The organism is Pseudomonas sp. So3.2b, from assembly GCF_019464415.1.
Lineage (GTDB): Bacteria > Pseudomonadota > Gammaproteobacteria > Pseudomonadales > Pseudomonadaceae > Aquipseudomonas > Aquipseudomonas shahriarae.
In genome coordinates this window covers 750,477-767,896 of sequence record NZ_CP080494.1, presented here as the reverse complement: position 1 = coordinate 767,896, position 17,420 = coordinate 750,477, and the positions used below count along the sequence as shown (strand labels likewise).

Annotated in this window: 15 protein-coding genes; 2 read left to right on the top strand and 13 right to left on the bottom strand. The window is 60.4% G+C overall.

What is annotated here, in order from left to right:
- Positions 1–76: 76 nt before the first annotated feature.
- Complete coding sequence (msbA, locus tag K1X80_RS03335; RefSeq protein ID WP_057958125.1) at positions 77–1,897, bottom strand: lipid A export permease/ATP-binding protein MsbA; 1,821 nt, start codon at positions 1,895–1,897, stop codon at positions 77–79.
- A gap of 124 nt (positions 1,898–2,021) precedes the next feature.
- On the opposite strand from msbA, the gene K1X80_RS03330 reads away from it, so the two are divergent.
- Positions 2,022–2,678 (top strand): phosphotransferase, encoded by a 657-nt coding sequence (locus tag K1X80_RS03330; RefSeq protein WP_169989278.1) that lies wholly within the window; start codon positions 2,022–2,024, stop codon positions 2,676–2,678.
- Positions 2,679–2,680: 2 nt separating this feature from the next.
- On the opposite strand, the gene K1X80_RS03325 is transcribed toward K1X80_RS03330, so the two are convergent.
- The 4 genes from K1X80_RS03325 to K1X80_RS03310 form a co-directional block, all read right to left on the bottom strand.
- Positions 2,681–4,045 (bottom strand): hypothetical protein, encoded by a 1,365-nt coding sequence (locus K1X80_RS03325; RefSeq protein WP_233098297.1) that lies wholly within the window; start codon positions 4,043–4,045, stop codon positions 2,681–2,683.
- Positions 4,046–4,313: 268 nt separating this feature from the next.
- Entirely contained in the window at positions 4,314–5,219 is a 906-nt protein-coding gene (locus tag K1X80_RS03320) for a glycosyltransferase family A protein (protein WP_233093217.1), read from the bottom strand.
- Complete coding sequence (locus tag K1X80_RS03315; RefSeq protein WP_057437314.1) at positions 5,212–6,966, bottom strand: carbamoyltransferase; 1,755 nt, start codon at positions 6,964–6,966, stop codon at positions 5,212–5,214. Before K1X80_RS03315 ends, K1X80_RS03320 begins: the two co-directional genes overlap by 8 nt.
- A gap of 150 nt (positions 6,967–7,116) precedes the next feature.
- Positions 7,117–7,458: a YceK/YidQ family lipoprotein gene (locus K1X80_RS03310; protein ID WP_057437310.1), complete on the bottom strand. Its 342-nt coding sequence runs from the start codon at positions 7,456–7,458 to the stop codon at positions 7,117–7,119.
- A 163-nt stretch (positions 7,459–7,621) separates the two neighbouring features.
- Here K1X80_RS03310 and K1X80_RS03305 point away from each other — a divergent pair, with 163 nt between their 5' ends.
- Positions 7,622–9,724 carry a TonB-dependent receptor gene (locus tag K1X80_RS03305; protein ID WP_220172658.1) on the top strand — a complete coding sequence of 701 codons (2,103 nt, stop codon included), beginning with the start codon at positions 7,622–7,624 and terminating at the stop codon, positions 9,722–9,724.
- A gap of 151 nt (positions 9,725–9,875) precedes the next feature.
- Here K1X80_RS03305 and K1X80_RS03300 read toward each other — a convergent pair whose 3' ends face one another.
- From K1X80_RS03300 to waaF, 8 genes are all read right to left on the bottom strand, one after another.
- Positions 9,876–10,187, bottom strand: coding sequence for a hypothetical protein (locus K1X80_RS03300; RefSeq protein ID WP_162947687.1), 312 nt, complete (start codon positions 10,185–10,187; stop codon positions 9,876–9,878).
- Between the two features lie 209 nt (positions 10,188–10,396).
- Positions 10,397–11,848 (bottom strand): lipopolysaccharide kinase InaA family protein, encoded by a 1,452-nt coding sequence (locus K1X80_RS03295; protein ID WP_198817278.1) that lies wholly within the window; start codon positions 11,846–11,848, stop codon positions 10,397–10,399.
- Positions 11,848–12,600: a lipopolysaccharide kinase InaA family protein gene (locus K1X80_RS03290; protein ID WP_057958120.1), complete on the bottom strand. Its 753-nt coding sequence runs from the start codon at positions 12,598–12,600 to the stop codon at positions 11,848–11,850. Before K1X80_RS03290 ends, K1X80_RS03295 begins: the two co-directional genes overlap by 1 nt.
- Positions 12,597–13,331 carry a lipopolysaccharide kinase InaA family protein gene (locus tag K1X80_RS03285; protein WP_057958119.1) on the bottom strand — a complete coding sequence of 245 codons (735 nt, stop codon included), beginning with the start codon at positions 13,329–13,331 and terminating at the stop codon, positions 12,597–12,599. The genes K1X80_RS03290 and K1X80_RS03285 overlap by 4 nt, the downstream gene beginning before the upstream one ends.
- A complete protein-coding gene (rfaP, locus tag K1X80_RS03280) occupies positions 13,331–14,137 on the bottom strand; it encodes a lipopolysaccharide core heptose(I) kinase RfaP (RefSeq protein ID WP_057958118.1) in 807 nt (268 codons plus the stop codon). The genes K1X80_RS03285 and rfaP overlap by 1 nt, the downstream gene beginning before the upstream one ends.
- A complete protein-coding gene (locus tag K1X80_RS03275; RefSeq protein ID WP_057958117.1) occupies positions 14,137–15,258 on the bottom strand; it encodes a glycosyltransferase family 4 protein in 1,122 nt (373 codons plus the stop codon). The genes rfaP and K1X80_RS03275 overlap by 1 nt, the downstream gene beginning before the upstream one ends.
- On the bottom strand, positions 15,258–16,319 hold the full coding sequence (gene waaC / locus K1X80_RS03270) for a lipopolysaccharide heptosyltransferase I (protein ID WP_057437702.1): 1,062 nt from the start codon (positions 16,317–16,319) through the stop codon (positions 15,258–15,260). The genes K1X80_RS03275 and waaC overlap by 1 nt, the downstream gene beginning before the upstream one ends.
- A 1-nt stretch (position 16,320) precedes the next feature.
- Positions 16,321–17,355: a lipopolysaccharide heptosyltransferase II gene (waaF, locus tag K1X80_RS03265; protein WP_057958116.1), complete on the bottom strand. Its 1,035-nt coding sequence runs from the start codon at positions 17,353–17,355 to the stop codon at positions 16,321–16,323.
- Positions 17,356–17,420 lie beyond the last annotated feature (65 nt).

The following is a 17,420-nucleotide window of genomic DNA, read 5'->3' as shown; positions in this document are numbered from 1 at the left end:
GCGCGATATTAGCACAGGGAAAAGCATCGACCGATTCAATCCTGGCGGTCAATGCCAGCCTGGCTGCAATGGCGCCTCAATAGGCATCTGTCACGTGGGAGGGCGCCACCGGGTCGCCTTCTTCGAACTCCTTGGCGTGCAACCGCGCGTAGTAGCCGTTCTGCGCCAGCAACTCGACGTGGGTGCCGCGCTCGACAATCTGGCCGTCATCCATCACCAGGATCAGGTCGGCTTTCTCGATGGTGCTCAGGCGGTGGGCAATCACCAGGGTCGTGCGGTTCTTCACCACATGGTCCAGGGCGGCCTGGATATGGCGCTCGGACTCGGTGTCCAGGGCCGAGGTGGCCTCGTCGAGAATCAACAGCGGCGCATCCTTGAGCAGGGCCCGGGCAATCGCGATGCGTTGGCGCTGGCCGCCGGACAGCAGCACGCCGTTCTCGCCCACCAGGGTTTCGTAGCCCTGGGGCATCTTCACGATGAACTCATCGGCATAGGCTTCGCGAGCAGCATGGTGCACCGCGTCGGTGGGTGCGCCGGCCAGGTCGCCATAGGCGATGTTGTTGGTCACGGTGTCGTTGAACAAGGTGACCTGCTGGGTCACCAGGGCAATTTGCCGGCGCAGGTTACGCAGGGTGAAATCCTGCACGCGTACGCCATCGAGCAGAATCTGCCCCTGTTCGTGCTGATAGAAGCGTGGGATCAAGCCGGCCAGGGTGGATTTGCCGCTGCCCGAACGCCCTACCAGTGCGACCATTTGCCCAGGCTCGACGATAAAGCTGATGTCGTTGAGCACTTTCTTGTCGCTATCCGGGTATTGGAAGCTGAGGTTGCGCACTTCAATGCGCCCCGCCAGACGCTCATGTTCAATCACGCCCTGGTCAACTTCTACCGGCTCATCCAACTGCTCGAAAATACTTTCGGCGCCCGCCACACCCTTCTGGATGGTCGAGCTGACTTCGGAAAGCTGGCGAATCGGCTTGGGCAACAGGCCGGCCATGGTGATGTAGGCCACCAGATCACCCGGCGAGGCATCGCCACGCAAATACAGGACCAGGAACATGACCACGGCCATCGCACTGTAGGTCACCAACTGCAGCATCGGCGTGTACACCGCGCCGGTCTTGGTCATCGCCAGCTGCTTCTCGGTGTTGCTCAGGCTCGCCTGCTTGAAGCGCACCTTTTCATACTGCTCACCGCCAAAGCTGCGGACCACGCGGTAGCCGTGGATCGTCTCGGATGCCACATGGGTCACGTCGCCCATGGACACCTGGATTTTCTTGCTTTGCTTGCGGAATTTACGACTGGTGCTGTTCACCATCATGCCGATCACCGGCAGGATCGCCAGCATCACCAGGGTCAGTTTCCAGTTCATCCACACCAGGGTGCAGAACAGGAAAATCACGGTCATGCCTTCACGGATAACCACCTTGATCGCATCGGTGGCAGCACCGGTGACCATGGTCACGTTAAAGGTAATGCGCGAGATCAGATGGCCGGAGTTGTTCTTGTCAAAGAAGCGGTTGGGCAACTCCAACAGCTTGTTGAACAGCACTACACGCAGGTCGTGGACCAACCCCAGGGAAACCCGGGCCAGGAAGAAGTTGCCGAGGAACGAACCTACGCCCTGCCAGGCCGCGATCAGCACGATCATCAGCGGCACGGTTTCCAGCAACTGCAACTTGCCCAGATAGGGGTTGCCGGGGAACAGACTGGCCTCGGGGTTCGCCAGGCCATCGACAAAATACTTGAGGATATAAGCGAGCATCGGCTGGGTCGATGCGAAGATCAGGAACCCGACGATACTCAGGATGAACAGACCCACATAAGGCCGTACGTAAGTCAGGAGGCGAAAGTAAATCGCCAGCGTCGACTGGGTTTTCGGTTCAGGACTGCTCATGGGAATCCGCGCAAATCAGTAAGGCGCGGATCATATCACAGGCCTCTTCAGCCCAAAAAACATGAGCAGGGGCCAGCCTTGCACCAAGTCGGTTAAGATAACCGGCTATTGATGGGAGTCAGGCATGCAAGTAATCGATCACAACACCTATGAGGCACTGCGCGCCGGCGCGCAGGTGCTGGAAGCCGATGGTTCTGGCGACAAGGTGCTCCGGTTGACCGATGGTTGCATGCTCAAACTGTTCCGGCGCAAGCGCCTGCTCAGTTCAGCGCTGTTCTACCCCTATGCACAACGTTTCGCCAACAACACCCGCGCCCTGCAGCAACGGGATATCCCCTGCCCGCGCATCATTGCGGTGTATCGCATCCCCAGCATTGCGCGGGATGCGGTGTACTACAGCCCGCTGGCCGGGGAAACCATCCGCCAGTTGCAGCTTGCCAAAACCGAGGCCGACGCCCTGCGTGTGCGTCTTGGCAGCTTCATTGCGCAATTGCATGAGAAGGGCGTGTACTTTCGCTCGCTGCACTTTGGCAACGTGGTCCTGACACCGGAAAACACCCTGGGGCTGATCGACATTGCCGACCTGAGTTGCCAGACCGCCCCCCTGAGCCAGAGCAAGCGCCTGCGTAACTTCAGCCACCTGCGACGCTACCCTGAGGACCGCCAGTGGCTGCTGGGCGATGATGCCGGGCAAGCCTTTTTCGATGGCTATCGCCAGGGCTTGCCGGCAGGCAGTCAACAGGCGCCGTTGATTGAGCGCCTGCGGCAACTACTGGACTGATCTTACTGGGTGATGACCAGTACCGTGGCGCCTCGACGATTGGCGAAGCGCTCGACGATGCGCAGGTTGCGCTCGGCCAGCCAACTGGTGAGCCAGGGCTCGTTGCCGCGGGCTTCGATCAGGAAGTAGCGGAATTTACCTGCGTGCGCCGGAGACATCGCAGCTTCACGGGTCAGTTTCTTGAGCAGATAACCCCGTCCAGCGTAATAGCCGATACGGCCATCATCGAAGTAAGCAGGCACATCCGGCTCGACATTCGCCGCCATCCAGCGCCCCGCCTCGACGTACTGGACCTTGCCCGGCCCGGTGGACACCACATTGGACAGCATCACCAATAGGCATATCGCCACCAGCGCCTTGCCCAGGCGCGGGAACTGCTGGGCAAACATCTGCAGCGCCATCGCCAACGCTGGCACCAACAGCAGGTTCAAGAAGCTCATGTAGCGCATGTTCATGAACTGCTGCTGGATAAAGAACAACAACAATACCAGCAGGTACAACACCGCCGCCCAGGCAAAAGGCCGGTATTCATGCCAGTAGCGCTTGATCGCCTGCCAATTGCGGCCCCGTAAAAACGGCACGGCAAACGGACCGCAAATATTCACAAAGCTGATGGCCATGGTCGCCAGGATGCCAAAGAAGATGATGCGCCCTGCTTCATCCCGGGAGTACTTGTTGATCAGCGAGTTGGCGAACTGCTCGCGCAGCAAATCGAATGACGCCAGGACACTGCTCGGGTTGATCATGTCCATATAGTAGGCAACGCGCGCCGACGAAAAACCACCCGTTGCCGTGACCAACACCATCCCCGCAACCACGCCGAGCAGCGGTAGCGCAATAAACTGCAGGAGTGCCAGGCGCCGCTCACGCACCCACAGGCCAGGCAACTGCCATAAGCCCAGCGCAGGCAACAGCAACAACGCTTCCAGCCGGAAGGCTGCCGCCGCGACAATTGCCAGGTGGATGGTTGCCGCACGCAGCCACCCCCCTCGAGCCTGCCAACGCATGGCCAGCCAGAGCGTCAGGGTGCAGAAAAACCAGAAGCCGAACTCACGCAGGATCTCACCGCGAAACTCGTTGAACGCCGGCATCGCCAGCACCACCAGGCAGGCCCAGGGCGCAACCTGCACCGAGCGCTGGCGAACGCAGTCAACCAGCAGGGCACAGGTCCCGGCGGCAAACAGCGAACACCATAAGTGGGCACTCAGTTCTATGGGCAGGGCTGTAACCGAATGGGTGCCGGCCAGGAGCAGGGAGAACCAGGGCCAGTTGAACAGGGCAAAGGCGGCTTTCGGGCCGTGGACGTAAGCGGTCTGGGCAATGGTCAGGTAGAAAGCCGCATCACGCCCGACCGTCGCTGCGCCCAATATGGCGATCAGGGATAGCAGCAGACTCCCGAAAAATGCCACTCGAACGGGATGTTCGACGACAACACTCAACACCCGGGCCCAAAATTTACTGCCTATTCCAACCACACCCCCCCCTTAAAACCTGGCGTCACATCGTGCGCACAAGATTTGGAAACATATATTCCAGAAAAACCACCACGCCACAAAAAACCAACGCCCGGTCATTGCAATCAACTCAGGCGCTTCATAGGTCATTCCAGGCGTAGCGTAACAGGCTATAAAACGCTTACTTGAACATCAGCTGAAGCGCCTTGCGTGTGTACGACCAGCGAGTCAGGGCACGCCAGTCTGTACGTACCGCCTGGCAGTAAAACTGCCTGGCAAGCGTGTATTCACCAGCACTGAAGCAATTGCGAAACAAAGACAGGCAGCGCTGCGCGAGAAACGCACGGCGCAAGCCTTGCAACTCTGCCGGCATACGCACTGGCGAAAACACCTCGTCAACCAGGCTCACACCCGCCGCCACACTGTGCTTGATGTCATGCCGCAAGCTGTCTGCATGTTTGTAGATCAAGGCCAGCGGCTGGTCGATAACCGTGCAGGGCACGCGCGCCAGGGCCTGGGCAAACACCGGGATATCCTCGGCGTTGCGCATGCGCTCCGGGTAGTTGCCTACCGCAAAAATCTCCCGGTGCATGGCGCAGGCGCCATTGGAGATGGCGATGGTCTTGTCCAGCAAATACCCGCGCACCCGCAGATAAGGCGTAGCAGGCAACGGCTTGACGGCATGCAGGCGGCGCTTGCCATCTTCAAATACCGACCAGTGGCCACCGATGATCAGGCGGCTATCCGGGTGAGCAGCAATATGCTGCGCAACCAGGGCCAGGGCGCCCGGGGCCATTTCATCATCGGCGTCCAGGAACATCAGGTACTGGCCCGCAGACTCCTCAATGCCACGATTGCGCACCGAGGCCAGGCCGCCATTGGGCTTGCGCAACACCTGGAAGCGTCCCGGATGCTTGGCCAGCAGAGCGTCCAGCACCTGCGGCGTGTCGTCGGTAGAGCCGTCATCAATCACCAACAACTGCGCATCGGCTTCGTCGAGTTGCGCCAGCACCGACTCAACCGCGCGCCCCAGGGTGCGCGCGTAGTTGTAGGCAGGGATGACGACGCCAATCAGTGCTTCAGTCAACGGCTTGCCCTTCCACACCATCTTTGACGACCAGGATGTCTTCCATGATCAGGTACTGCAGGTCGGAGCCGAAGAACATGTTCAATGCGTCGGTCGGCGAGCAGATCATTGCTTCGCCACGGCGGTTGAGCGAGGTGTTCAGGGACACACCGTTGCCGGTCAGCACTTCCAGCTCTTTCATCATGTCGTAGTAGCGCGGGTTGTACTCGCGCTTGAGCACCTGGGCGCGGGAGGTGCCATCTTCATGGACCACTTCCGGCACGCGGGTTTTCCACTCTTCGGCGACTTCAAAGGTGAAGGTCATGAACGGGGCCGGGTGATCGACCTTGATCATCTGCGGGGCCACGGTGTCGAGCATCGACGGGCAGAAGGGCCTCCAGCGCTCGCGGAACTTGATCTGGTGGTTGATCCGGTCAGCCACGCCCACGGCGCTCGGGCAACCGATGATCGAACGACCGCCCAAGGCGCGCGGACCGAACTCCATGCGTCCCTGGAACCAGGCTACCGGGTTGCCGTCGACCATGATCTGGGCGATGCGCTTGGGCATATCGTCGATCTGGCGCCACTTCGGCTTGCTCGGGTGCTTGGCACACGCGGCAATCACTTCTTCGTTGCTGTAGGACGGGCCGAGATAGACGTGCTCCATCTTCTCTACCGGTACCCCACGGGCATGGGACACATAGGCCGCCGCGCCCACGGCGGTGCCGGCATCGCCGGACGCCGGCTGCACGAACAGCTCCTTGACGTCATCGCGGGCAATGATCTTCTGGTTCAACTTGACGTTCAACGCGCAGCCGCCGGCGAAGGCCAGCTTGCCGGTTTCCTTGAGGATATCGCCCAGGTAATGGTCGATCATCTGCAACGACAGCTTCTCGAACAGAGCCTGCATGCTGGCCGCGTAGTGGATGTACGGCTCGTCGGCGATATCGCCTTCGCGCTTGGGGCCCAGCCACTCGATCAGTTTTGGCGAGAAGTAGAAGCCCTTGCCCTTCTCTTTATAGCGGCGCAGGCCGATGACGTTGGCATAGTCGGTGTTGATCACCAACTCGCCATTTTCAAAAGAGGCCAGGCGCGAGAAATCGTACTTGCTGGCATCGCCATAGGGTGCCATGCCCATGACCTTGAACTCGCCGTCGAGCATCTCGAAACCGAGGAACTCGGTGATCGCGCCGTACAGGCCGCCCAGGGAGTCCGGGTCGTAGAATTCTTTGATCTTGTGGATCTTGCCGTTCTCGCCATAACCGAAGAAGGTCGTGGCGTACTCGCCTTTACCGTCGATCCCGAGGATCGCGGTCTTCTCCTGGAAGCCCGAGCAGTGATAGGCGCTGGAGGCGTGGGCCAGGTGGTGTTCAACCGGTTCGATCTTGATCTTCTTCGGATCGAAGCCCAGTTGCTCCAGGCACCAGACAATCTTGTTGCGATAGCGCTTGTAGCGCCGGTTGCCCATCAGGATCGCGTCAAGGGCGCGGTCCGGGGCGTACCAGTAACGCTTGGCATAGTGCCAGCGAGCCTCGCCGAACAAGCTGATCGGGGCAAACGGGATCGCCACCACATCAACGTCGGAGGGTTTGATGCCAGCCTGTTCCAGGCAGAACTTCGCCGATTCGTAGGGCATGCGGTTCTTTGCATGTTTATCACGTACGAAGCGCTCTTCTTCGGCCGCCGCGATCAGCTTGCCGTCGATATACAGGGCTGCGGAAGGATCATGGCTAAGGGCGCCGGACAGGCCAAGAATCGTCAATGCCACTGGGGTCTAGCCTCTTTTAGTCTGCATGCAGGCGCTGGCGCCTGAAAAATATGTGCCCCTCGCCTCGGCGAGAAAAGCTAAAGGGCGGGATTATAGCTTAAAAGCGGCAAAACGCCTCTAGCCGCAAATGGCAGGGAGAAACAAGAGGCATCATCGGAAAATCTCGATACTGCCATCGCGGTTCTGTCGGTAGACGGTGTAGGGCAGTACCAAAGTATCGAGGACACCCGACAGGGCAAAATCAATGGCAATCCAGGGTACCGAGGCAATCTGCTGGTCTTCCAGGCTTTTCTTGCCGTTGGGTTCGCCATTCAGGGAGCAGAAGTCATACACCACCCCGCTGTAGATACGGGGCACGCTCTCGCAGTGGCTGCGCAGGTCCTTGAGTTTCTGGCTGGCTACTGCGTCTTCGCGAAACACCGTGTCGAGGGTGCCGCAGGCGGTGGTCGAAAGGACAATGGCGGCAAGCAGCAGAATATTTGTAGGATTCACGGGCAACCCTCTTTGGCATGGGGCGGACAGCCTAACCCAAGATGGCGTAAGACGAATATGCCGGCATTTTGCGGGAATATTCGTCGGAAACGCCACGCAGAATCGTTAAACTCGCGCCCTTTTTTCCGCGCCCGCGCTGCGCGTCATAGAAGTTGGTTCGCTCATGAAAGTTGTTGCTCCCACCTGTTTTGCGATGTTGTTCCCCAGCCTGCTGGGCCTGCAGCAAACGGCCCTGGCCGAAGAGGCCCCACTGATTCTCGACCCCAGTGTGGTGACGGGCTCACGTAGTGCCAGCCGCAGTTTCGACCTGCCCTACTCGGTGGACAGCATCAGCCGTGAGCAGATCAGCGACGGCCAGCTGGGCATCAATGCCTCGGAAGCCCTGTCCCGCGTGCCGGGGCTAGTGGTGCAGAACCGCCAGAACTATGCCCAGGACCTGCAGATTTCCTCCCGTGGCTTTGGCGCGCGCTCGGCGTTTGGCGTACGCGGGATCAAACTGATTGCCGATGGCATCCCCGCCAGCACCCCGGACGGCCAGGGCCAGGCCGCCACCTTCAACCTCGACACCGCCGACCGCATCGAAGTCCTGCGCGGCCCGGCCGCCACCCTGTATGGCAGCAACGCCGGCGGGGTGATCCAGATGTTCTCGCGCAACGGCGAAGGCCCACCCCGTATCGGCGCCGAAACCCTGGTCGGCAGCGATGGCCTGAACAAGCATCACCTCAGCGCCGAGGGCGCGGTGCAGGGCGCCGGTTTTGTCCTCGATGCCTCACGCATGGACACCGACGGCTACCGCGACCACAGCAGCGCCCGCCGCGACCAGACCTTCGCCAAGCTCAACCTCGAGCCCGATGACGACAGCAAGCTGGCCCTGATCTACAGCAGCCTGGAGCAGAACGGCACCCAGGACCCGCTGGGGCAGACCTGGGCAGGCTACAAGGCCGACCCGCGCTCGGTGAGCAGCAATGCCCTGGCGTACAACACACGCAAGAGCATTGATCACCAACAGGTAGGGATGAATTACGAGCGGTACATTGGCGATGCGACATTGCAGGTGAATGCCTACACCGGGCGCAGGAGTGTGATTCAGTATTTGTCGATTCCCAAAGGCACACCCACAAATGAGCTTGGCGGCGGCGGCGTAGTGCAATTCGACCGCAAGTTCTACGGCGGTGGCGTGCGCTGGATGCAGCCCATAGACAGCGTGCCGGGCGAATTGATGATCATCACCGGCCTGGACTTCGACCAGAGCGAAGATAGCCGTCACGGCTACAAGAACTACAACGGCAATACCCTCGGCGTGAAAGGCGAATTACGCCGCAATGAAATCGACACCGCCCGCAGCCTCGACCCGTACATCCAGGCCAACTGGGCCATCGACCGGTGGACCCTGCAAGCCGGGGTGCGCCACAGCACCATGGAGCTTGACGTCAATGACAAGTTCTTTAGCAATGGTAATGGCGATGCCAGCGGCAACAAGACCTATCAAAAGAATACGCCCTCAGTGAGCGTGATGTACGCCTTCACACCCGATCTGCATGGTTACATCAGCGCCGGCAAAGGCTTCGAGACACCGACCCAGGCAGAGCTGGCTTACGCCCCTGGTGACATCGAAGGTTTCAACTTTGGCCTGAAGCCGTCAGAAAGCACTCAATATGAAGTGGGCTTGAAGGCGCAGGTGAACAACAGCACGCGGGTCAACGCTGCCGTATTCCAAATAACTACGGAAGATGAGTTGGTGGTCAATGCATCGAAGGATGGACGCACCAGCTACCAAAACGCCGGCCGCACCCTGCGCCGTGGCTTTGAGCTGGGTATCGAAAGCCAACTGAGCGAACAGTGGAGCGCCAACCTCGCCTACACCCGCCTGCAAGCCACCTACGACAGCAACTTCAGCAACAGCGGCAAAACCGTGGAGAAGGGCAACTACCTACCCGGCGTCCCACAGACCACGCTGTTTGCCGAGCTGAACTGGAAACCACGGGACTGGGTCAGCACCGCCGTCGAAGGCATGTACCGCAGCAAGATCTATGTCGAAGACACCAACCAGAAACAAGCGGCACCGGCTTACAGCGTTTTCAACTGGCGTGCACGCTTTGAACAGAAAGTCGAACACTGGACCTTTCACCAGACCCTGCGCCTGGACAACCTGCTGGATCGCCAGTACATCGGTTCGGTGATTGTCGGCGATGGCAACGATCGTTATTACGAAGCCGCGCCCGGCAGGTCGTGGTATGCGGGCGCAGGAGCCCAGTACAGCTTTTGAGTGATAAAAACCAATGGGCAAATAACATTGCCCATTTGGCTCCCACATTAATAGCAGACACTTCCTATAACCCAGCCTCTACACTTTGGAAAAGCCACCACCAAACTCACAAAGAACCACAAACAAAAATACCCACTCAACTTTTAAGCAATCATCCATCAGCTTTTAATTGCCACTCTCCATTGGCTCCGTAAACCAGCTCATGATCTATGGGCTCTCGATAGGGATCACCGAAGTTCACATAACCGCCATCACCTTTGCCATTAGAGGCGGTTGGCTGCCATTGCTGGGTATCGGCGTTAAAAAATTCGGCGTCATCACCAGCGGTTGTGTCCTTTGGATTGCGCACACCCGACTGAACTTTATCTATTGGGCTTGTTGGATTTACCGGGTCTATCGGCTTATTTTTACCGACTGGATCACTGTAAAAAGAAAACGGATGAAAGCCTGTTATCGAAGTCATTTGCACACTCCCGGAATTAACATTTCGACCACTCAATAAACATCTATATAAGATATTCCTATCAAGCGTCGATACAACCTATTAACCCCAACAAACAATGTCCAGAGCACTACTTAATCAAAATATTAAGTAATGCCCCTTGCCTTCGAAAACACTGTGATTTCCCAGACCTGAAGAAATCGCTACGACTTATGACGGCCTCACGCGGATCACCCAACTAACTCGCTCACCTTGGGCAAGCGCTGATCAATCACACGATACAAAGCACTATCAGCCGGCCAGTTGCGCATAAACCGCGCACGGTCCTTGGCAAACGCCGGTACGAAGCTGCTCAGCGAGCCATGCTGACACATCGAATCCAGATCAATCAGCACCCAACGCCCTCCTTGCCAGAACAGGTTGCGCCCCTTGAAGTCACCATGGCTGATCCGCTCGCGAATCAGCTCGCCAAACAGGCGATCCAGGGCCAGCAGTTCAGGCTCGGGCACCTCGCCGCTGTCCACGTAAGGGGCCAGGTGCTCGATCAGGTCGGGCCCGGAAAGGTGCTCGGTGACCAGATAAGCCCGGCTGCGCAGCCAGAAAAAGCGTCGCTCCAGAAGCGCCAGGGGCTTGGGCGTGGCAATCCCCAGGAATGTCAGGCGGTTGCCTTCGCTCCAGGCGTGCCAGGCGCGGCTGGGCCTCCAGAAGCGCCTGAGCCAGTGCATAAAACCCTTGATGTTGTAGCGCTTGATCACCAGCGCTCGACCCGCAGCATCAACCCCGGCCACCGTGGCCGAGGCGCCGGCCTTGTACATTTGGCCCTGGTCGACAAGCCTATCGACGTTTGCCAGTACCGGCAGCAGGGTAGCTTCTTCTTCACGCCGGATGGCGCGCAGCCCAAAGGCCCCGCGCACTACGCTGAACAAGGTGCACTCACGGCCAATCTTGCCCATGAAGTCTTTCAGGCGCCAGGCGCGCACTTTGCGCACCTGTTTTTGCAAGGCTTCCAGGGGCAACGCGTGCTCGCCGTTGCTTAACAGGTAGTGCACCAGTAATTCTTCGGTAAACGGTTCGAGGTCGCTCGGTAACTGGGCAAAAAACACCCCGAGGTTTTCCAGCACCCGGTTACGTGACAGGGGTTTACCCGCCTGTTCGACGCAGATCCCCCCCCCGTCGATCAAATACAGCTTGTCAGCCTGACGCATCAAGTTGTCCAGGTGCAGATCTTCCTGCCACAAACCCTTGGCGTGCATCTGGGCAATCGCACCCAGCGCTTCGGCCAGTACCGCCTGTTGCTCATCGGCCAAGGGCGGCAAGGCTTCGACTGCCGCCCAGGCGTCGGCCAGGCTTTGGGCCCCTTCCAGAAACTCGAACAGCAGCCAGCCACCCTCACCGTCTTGCAGGCCGTCGGCGAGCAACAGCGGGGTAGTGAGGCCTTGCTCGGCGAGCAGGCGCACGCCCTGGAGTTCGCGCTGGAAATGTCGCGCGGCGTTGCTACCCACCAGCAACTTGGCCAGCACCGGCCGGCCACGCCAGATGGCCGCGCCCACATAACGCTGGCCGGGCAACACCCGCAACAGGCTCAGCAGTTGCAACTGCCCAGGGCCCGCTGCATCCGCCAACTCAATACTCAAGGGCAACGTGGGCGTACGCCCGGCGTTTTTGAGCTCAGACAACCGCATCAGCGGGCCTCCTTGTGACTGCGCCGCCCCGCCAGGTACTGCGCCCAGGTATCCACCAGCGAACTGTCCTCCGGCTGGTCGAGGTAGGCCGCCAGGAATTGCCGCACCTGCGCAGATGTCCATGCGCCGGCACGGCGCAGCAATGGCTCAAGGTCTTTGACCCGATCACGCCGGCCCAGCAACAGCGGCCGGGTTTTTTCCAGGTCGATCAACTGCGCCGCGTAACCGTCGCCGGTGGCCTGCAGGAAGATATGTTTAGGGTAAAAACAGCCATGCACCTGGCCGACGCCATGGAGCTTGCGCGCCAATTGGCCGCAAGCCACGAGGATCGCGTGGTGCTGGGCGGCACTCAGGGCCGGCCACTGCTCAAGCAATGAGTCCAGGTCATTCCAGCCATCCAACGCGCGGGTCAGCAGCAAGGCGCGGTATTCGCCGGCAACCTTGCGCTCGCCATAAAAGGCGGCCTGCAAGGCCGGGATCGCCTTCTGCCGATAGCGGCTGATATTGCGAAACTCACGGGCAAAGGTCGGCTCGCCAAAGGGCCGATGCAGGGTGCGCGTCAGGTAGTTGCTCTGGCGCTTGAGGTAAAAGCCACGGCCTTCCAGTTCCAGGCGGAACACACTGCTCCAGCCGCCGCGACTGGTGTTGGGCTCATCCACTGCGTCCAGTTGCCTGGCCCACAGGGCGTCGAAGTCAGCCAGGCCATTGCGCTCCAGCAAGGCCCGGTCTTCAGTTGCCAGGAAGTCATTCATTCGCGTCCCTCGAAAAACTTCAGCACATGGCGAATCCGCTGTTTATCCGACGTATTCAGGTGCTTGCGCCGACAATATTGCATGTAGAAGCGTAGGCGCTGGGTGGCCGACAAGTGGTATTTGGCAACCTTGTCCAGGCACGCCAGGTCCTTGGTGATCCGGTACTTGAGCCAGAACCCGCGCCAGAAGTCGCCGTTGGGGCAGTCGATCAGGTACAGGGTCTGCTGGTCGTCGATCAACAGGTTGCGCCACTTCAAATCGTTGTGGGTAAACCGGTGGTCGTGCATGGTCCGGGTGTATTCGGCGAGCTGGCGGCTGACCTTGTCGACCCATACCGGGTCGGACAATTGCGGATCCTTGCGTTCGGCCAGGGCCGCCAGGTCTTCGGTGCGGGGCAACTCGCGGGTGATCATCGCCCCACGATCATAGGCCAGGCCCTTGCGCTCCAGGCCCCAGGCCACGACTTCGGCCGTGGGAATGCCCCACTTGGCGAAGCGCTTAAGGTTCTGCCATTCGGACTTGACCCGTGGCTTGCCCAGGTAACGCCGCAACCCCTTGCCGGCGCCGGTGTAGCGCTTGACGTAATAGTTGACCCCGCCGCGCTGCACACGAATGACTTCGGACAGCGGATCACGGGTCAGCCGCTCGCCTTGCAGGGCAAACACCGCATCGAGGCTACCAAAATCGTCCACAAGCTCCGAGTAAGCAGGTTCCAGGTTCCAACCCGCCATCAGAGCGCACCTCCGTACCGGACTTTACGGTCATAGAGCTTGCTGGCCTTGCGCTCCAGCCACTGCAGCAGCGCGCCTTCCTCGGCCAGGATCTGGCGCAGGGGTTGCTGGAAGTAGCCTTTGAGGAAACGCAACTTGTCGCGGCGGGTCAGGCCGATATCCAGGATCGAGAAATACAGGGCCGCCAAATCCTTGTTGCGCCAGCGCTGACTGATGCGCGGGCGCACTTGGGCACGGTGCAGGTCGATCACCGACAGTTTGAAGTCATCGGCCGTCACCGGTTTGTCGGTGTGCAGCAGGAAGTGGCAGATGTAGCAGTCACGATGGTTGACGCCAGCGCGATGCATCATCCCGGTCATGCGGGCCACCTCGGCAATCAGCGCGCGCTTGAGACGCGGCTCGGGTGGCTGCTTGAGCCAGTCCATGCTCAAGTCTTCCAGGCTGATGGTCGGTGCCAGCTCTTGGGTGACAATAAAGGAATGCTGGTCGGCCGGGTTGGCGCCGCGCTCGCCGTAGGCCACGGCGGTCATGGTCGGTACGCCCACTTCGTGCAGGCGCTGAATTGCCTGCCACTCCTGCCCGGCACCCAGCACCGGCAGTTTGGCGGTGAACAGGTTCTTGAAAATTTCACCCCAGCCGATGCCACGGTGGATTTTCACAAAGTAGCCGCGTCCATCCACCTCGGTGCGCAAGGTGCGACGGGCTTCCAGTTCACGGTAAACCTCACCCTCCAACAGCTCGACTTCGGCGAACGCATCGCGCCCGGCCCAAAGGCTCTTGAACGGTTCGGCAAGAATCAACTTCATCAGTGTTGCTCCGCCAGAATTACATCCGCAGCGTGCTGCGGCATGCTATAGAGGTCGGCCGTCTCGGCGAAGGCCAGACCATTGCGGCTCCAGGCCGCACGTTGCTGCTGATCACTGAGTATCCCGGCCAGGTACTGGTTGAGCTGGGCCTGTTCGAAAGGCTCGTCCAGCACACGCCCGCAATCAGCTTCGCTGATGTAATGGGCATAACCACACACCGCTGTGACCAGTACCGGCAACCCGGCCACCAGGGCTTCGAGCAGCACGGTCCCGGTGTTTTCGTTGTACGCCGGGTGAATCAACAGGTCGGCGCCCAGCAGGAAACGCGGGATATCACTGCGCCCCTTGAGGAACTGCACATTGTCGCCCAGGCCCAGGGTAGCACTCTGCAATTGGAATACTTTGGGGTCGTCCTGGCCAATTACAAACAGGCGGGTGCGCTTCTTCAGGTCTGGCGGCAGTGCGGCCAGCGCCTTGAGGCTGCGGTCCACGCCCTTGGTCTTGAAGCCCGAACCGATCTGCACCAGCAGCAGATCGTCGTCCGCGAGGTTGAATTCGGCACGGAAGCCGGCGCGGATCTCGGCCGCATTCGGCGGCGCCCGACGGTCCTGGGCGATGCCCGGTGGCAGCAGGTGGAAGCGCGCCAGCGGCGTGTCGTAGTGTTTGATAAACAGCGGCTGCTGGACCTCGGAGATCATCAGCACTTGGGTCTTGGCCTCCTTGGCAAACACCGCGCGCTCGTACTCGGCAAAGTGCCGGTAGCGGCCAAAGCTGCGATACAGCGAATGCCGCAGGTTCTGTGCCTTGTCCTCAAAACAGCCGTCTGCCGCGTAGTACACATCCAGGCCGGGCATTTTGTTGAAGCCGATCAAGCGGTCCACCGGGCGTTTGGCCAGGTCGGCCTGCATCCAGGCGGTCAACTTCTCGTTGCGCCGATGGTTGAAGAACGCCTTGACCGGCGCCACCAGCACTTCAAAACCGGGTGGCACGTCGCCTTCCCAGATCAAGGTGTACACACGAATCTGGTGACCGCGCTGCTGACACTCCAGGGCGATGCGCATGAAGTCGCGCTGCAAGCCACCAAAGGGGAAATATTTGTACAGTACAAATGCCAGTTGCATCAGTGCAGCTCCTCAGCCAATAACAACGTGCTCAGTCGGCTGGCCACACGCTCAGGGTTCAGGCGAGTAAAGCACAGTGGCCACTCGCGCTTGAGATCAAACCGGCGCTGGTCTTCAGCGCTCGGTTGGTAGGTGCATTTCTTTTGCAGGCAGGGCGCGCAGGGGAAATCGCTGCCCAGATGAATCTGCGCCTTGCCATAGGCACCGGTCAGGCCCGGGTTGGTCGGGCCGAACAGGGAGATCGTCGGCACATCCAGCGCAGCGGCCAGGTGCCCGAGGCCGGTATCCACCGCCACACAGGCCCTGGCGCCGGCCAATACCCGCGCCACACCGGCCAGGTTCAGCTTGGGCAAGACTTCGGCATTGGCCAGGCCCTGGGCCAGGCGTTCGGCGCGGGCTTTTTCCGCGGCATTGCCCCACGGCAGTTTCACATCCACTCCCAGGCTGCCCATGCGCTCGGCCAACTCGCGCCAGTAGGCTTCGGGCCAGTGCTTGGTGTCCCAGGTGGTGCCGTGCAGCAGCAGCACAAAAGGCTTCTTCGGCGGCAGGCCGAGCAGTTTCTCAGTGCTCAGGCCGTAATCCCCAAGGCCTTTGGGCAGGTCATAGCCCAGGGCCACGGCGAACAGCTGGCGCAGGCGCTCCACCGCATGCTGGCCACGAGCAACCGCCAGGCGCCGGGAATAGAAGCGCGCAGCAATGGGTTCGCGAGCTGAATCTCTGTCAAAGCCCGCCACCGGCGCCCGCACATAGCGGGTCAGCCAGGCGCTTTTAAGCAGGCCCTGGGCGTCGATTACCAGGTCGTATTTAGTCGACTGGATCTGCTTCTTGAAGCGGCGCCACTCGCCACTCTTGAAGGTCTGCCAGAGGTTCTTGCGCCAGCGGCGAATCGCCACGGGGATCACCTTGTCCACCGCCGGGTGCCAGGTGGGGATTTCGGCGAAGCCTTCTTCCACCACCCAGTCAAAGCGAATCCCCGGGATCGCCCGGGCCGCGTCGGTCAATGCCGGCAAGGCGTGGATCACATCGCCCAGGGATGAGGTCTTGATTACCAGTACCCGCAACTCAATGAACCTCGACCACGTTGCCCTGCAAACGCTGCAAGGCTTCGGCTACCGCATCGGGCAGCAACTGGCGCAGGCAATTGTAGTGGCCGAAACGGCAGGTGCGGTCAAAGCACGGGCTGCAATCGAGGCCCAGGCGCACCACTTCGACCTTGTCGGCCAATGGCGGGGTAAAGCCCGGCGAGGTGGAGCCGTACACCGCCACCAGCGGGCGGTTCAGCGCGGCGGCCACGTGCATCAGGCCGGAGTCGTTGGACACCACCGAGTCGGCGCAGGACAGCAGGTCGATGGCCTCGGCCAATGACGTATCGCCACTGAGATTGACCGCTTCTTCGCGCAGGCCGGGGATCAGGCGCTGGCGGATATCCTCGCCCACCGAGTGATCGTTTTTCGAGCCAAACAGCCAGACTTGCCAACCTTCGCGGATTTTCAGCTCGGCGACCTTGGCGTAATGCTCCGACGGCCAGCGCTTGGACTCGCCAAACTCGGCGCCTGGGCACAGCGCCAGCACCGGCCGATCGAGGCTCAGGGCGAACTTGGCCAGGGCCGCGTCGCGGGTGACCGGGTCGATGAGCAGGCTCGGCCGTGGATACGGCGTCGGCAACTCGGCATTGGGCGCATAGGCCAGGGCCATGAAGCGCTCGATCATCAGCGGGTAGCGGGCCTTGTCGAGCTTGCGCACGTCATTGAGCAAGCCATAGCGGAACTCACCGCGCCAGCCGGTACGCTTGGGGATGCCGGCGAAGAACGGCACCAGGGCCGACTTCATCGAGTTGGGCAGCAGGATCGCCTGGTCGTACTGGCCGGCCAGGGACTTGCCGATCCGCCGCCGGGTCGCCAGCTCCAGCGCGCCATGGCCGAGCGGGAAGCTCAAGGCCTGCCGTACCTCGGGCATGCGCTCCAGGATCGGCCGGCTCCACTCGGGGGCAAGCACGTCGATTTGGCAGTCGGGATGACGCTGTTTCAGGCACTGGAACAGTGTCTGCGCCATTACCATGTCACCGACCCAACTGGGCCCAACGATCAGAATATTCATGTAGTTTCCACAAACGATTCGGGGAGGCTCATGCCTCCCCGCCTCGATAATTACTGTAGGTCACG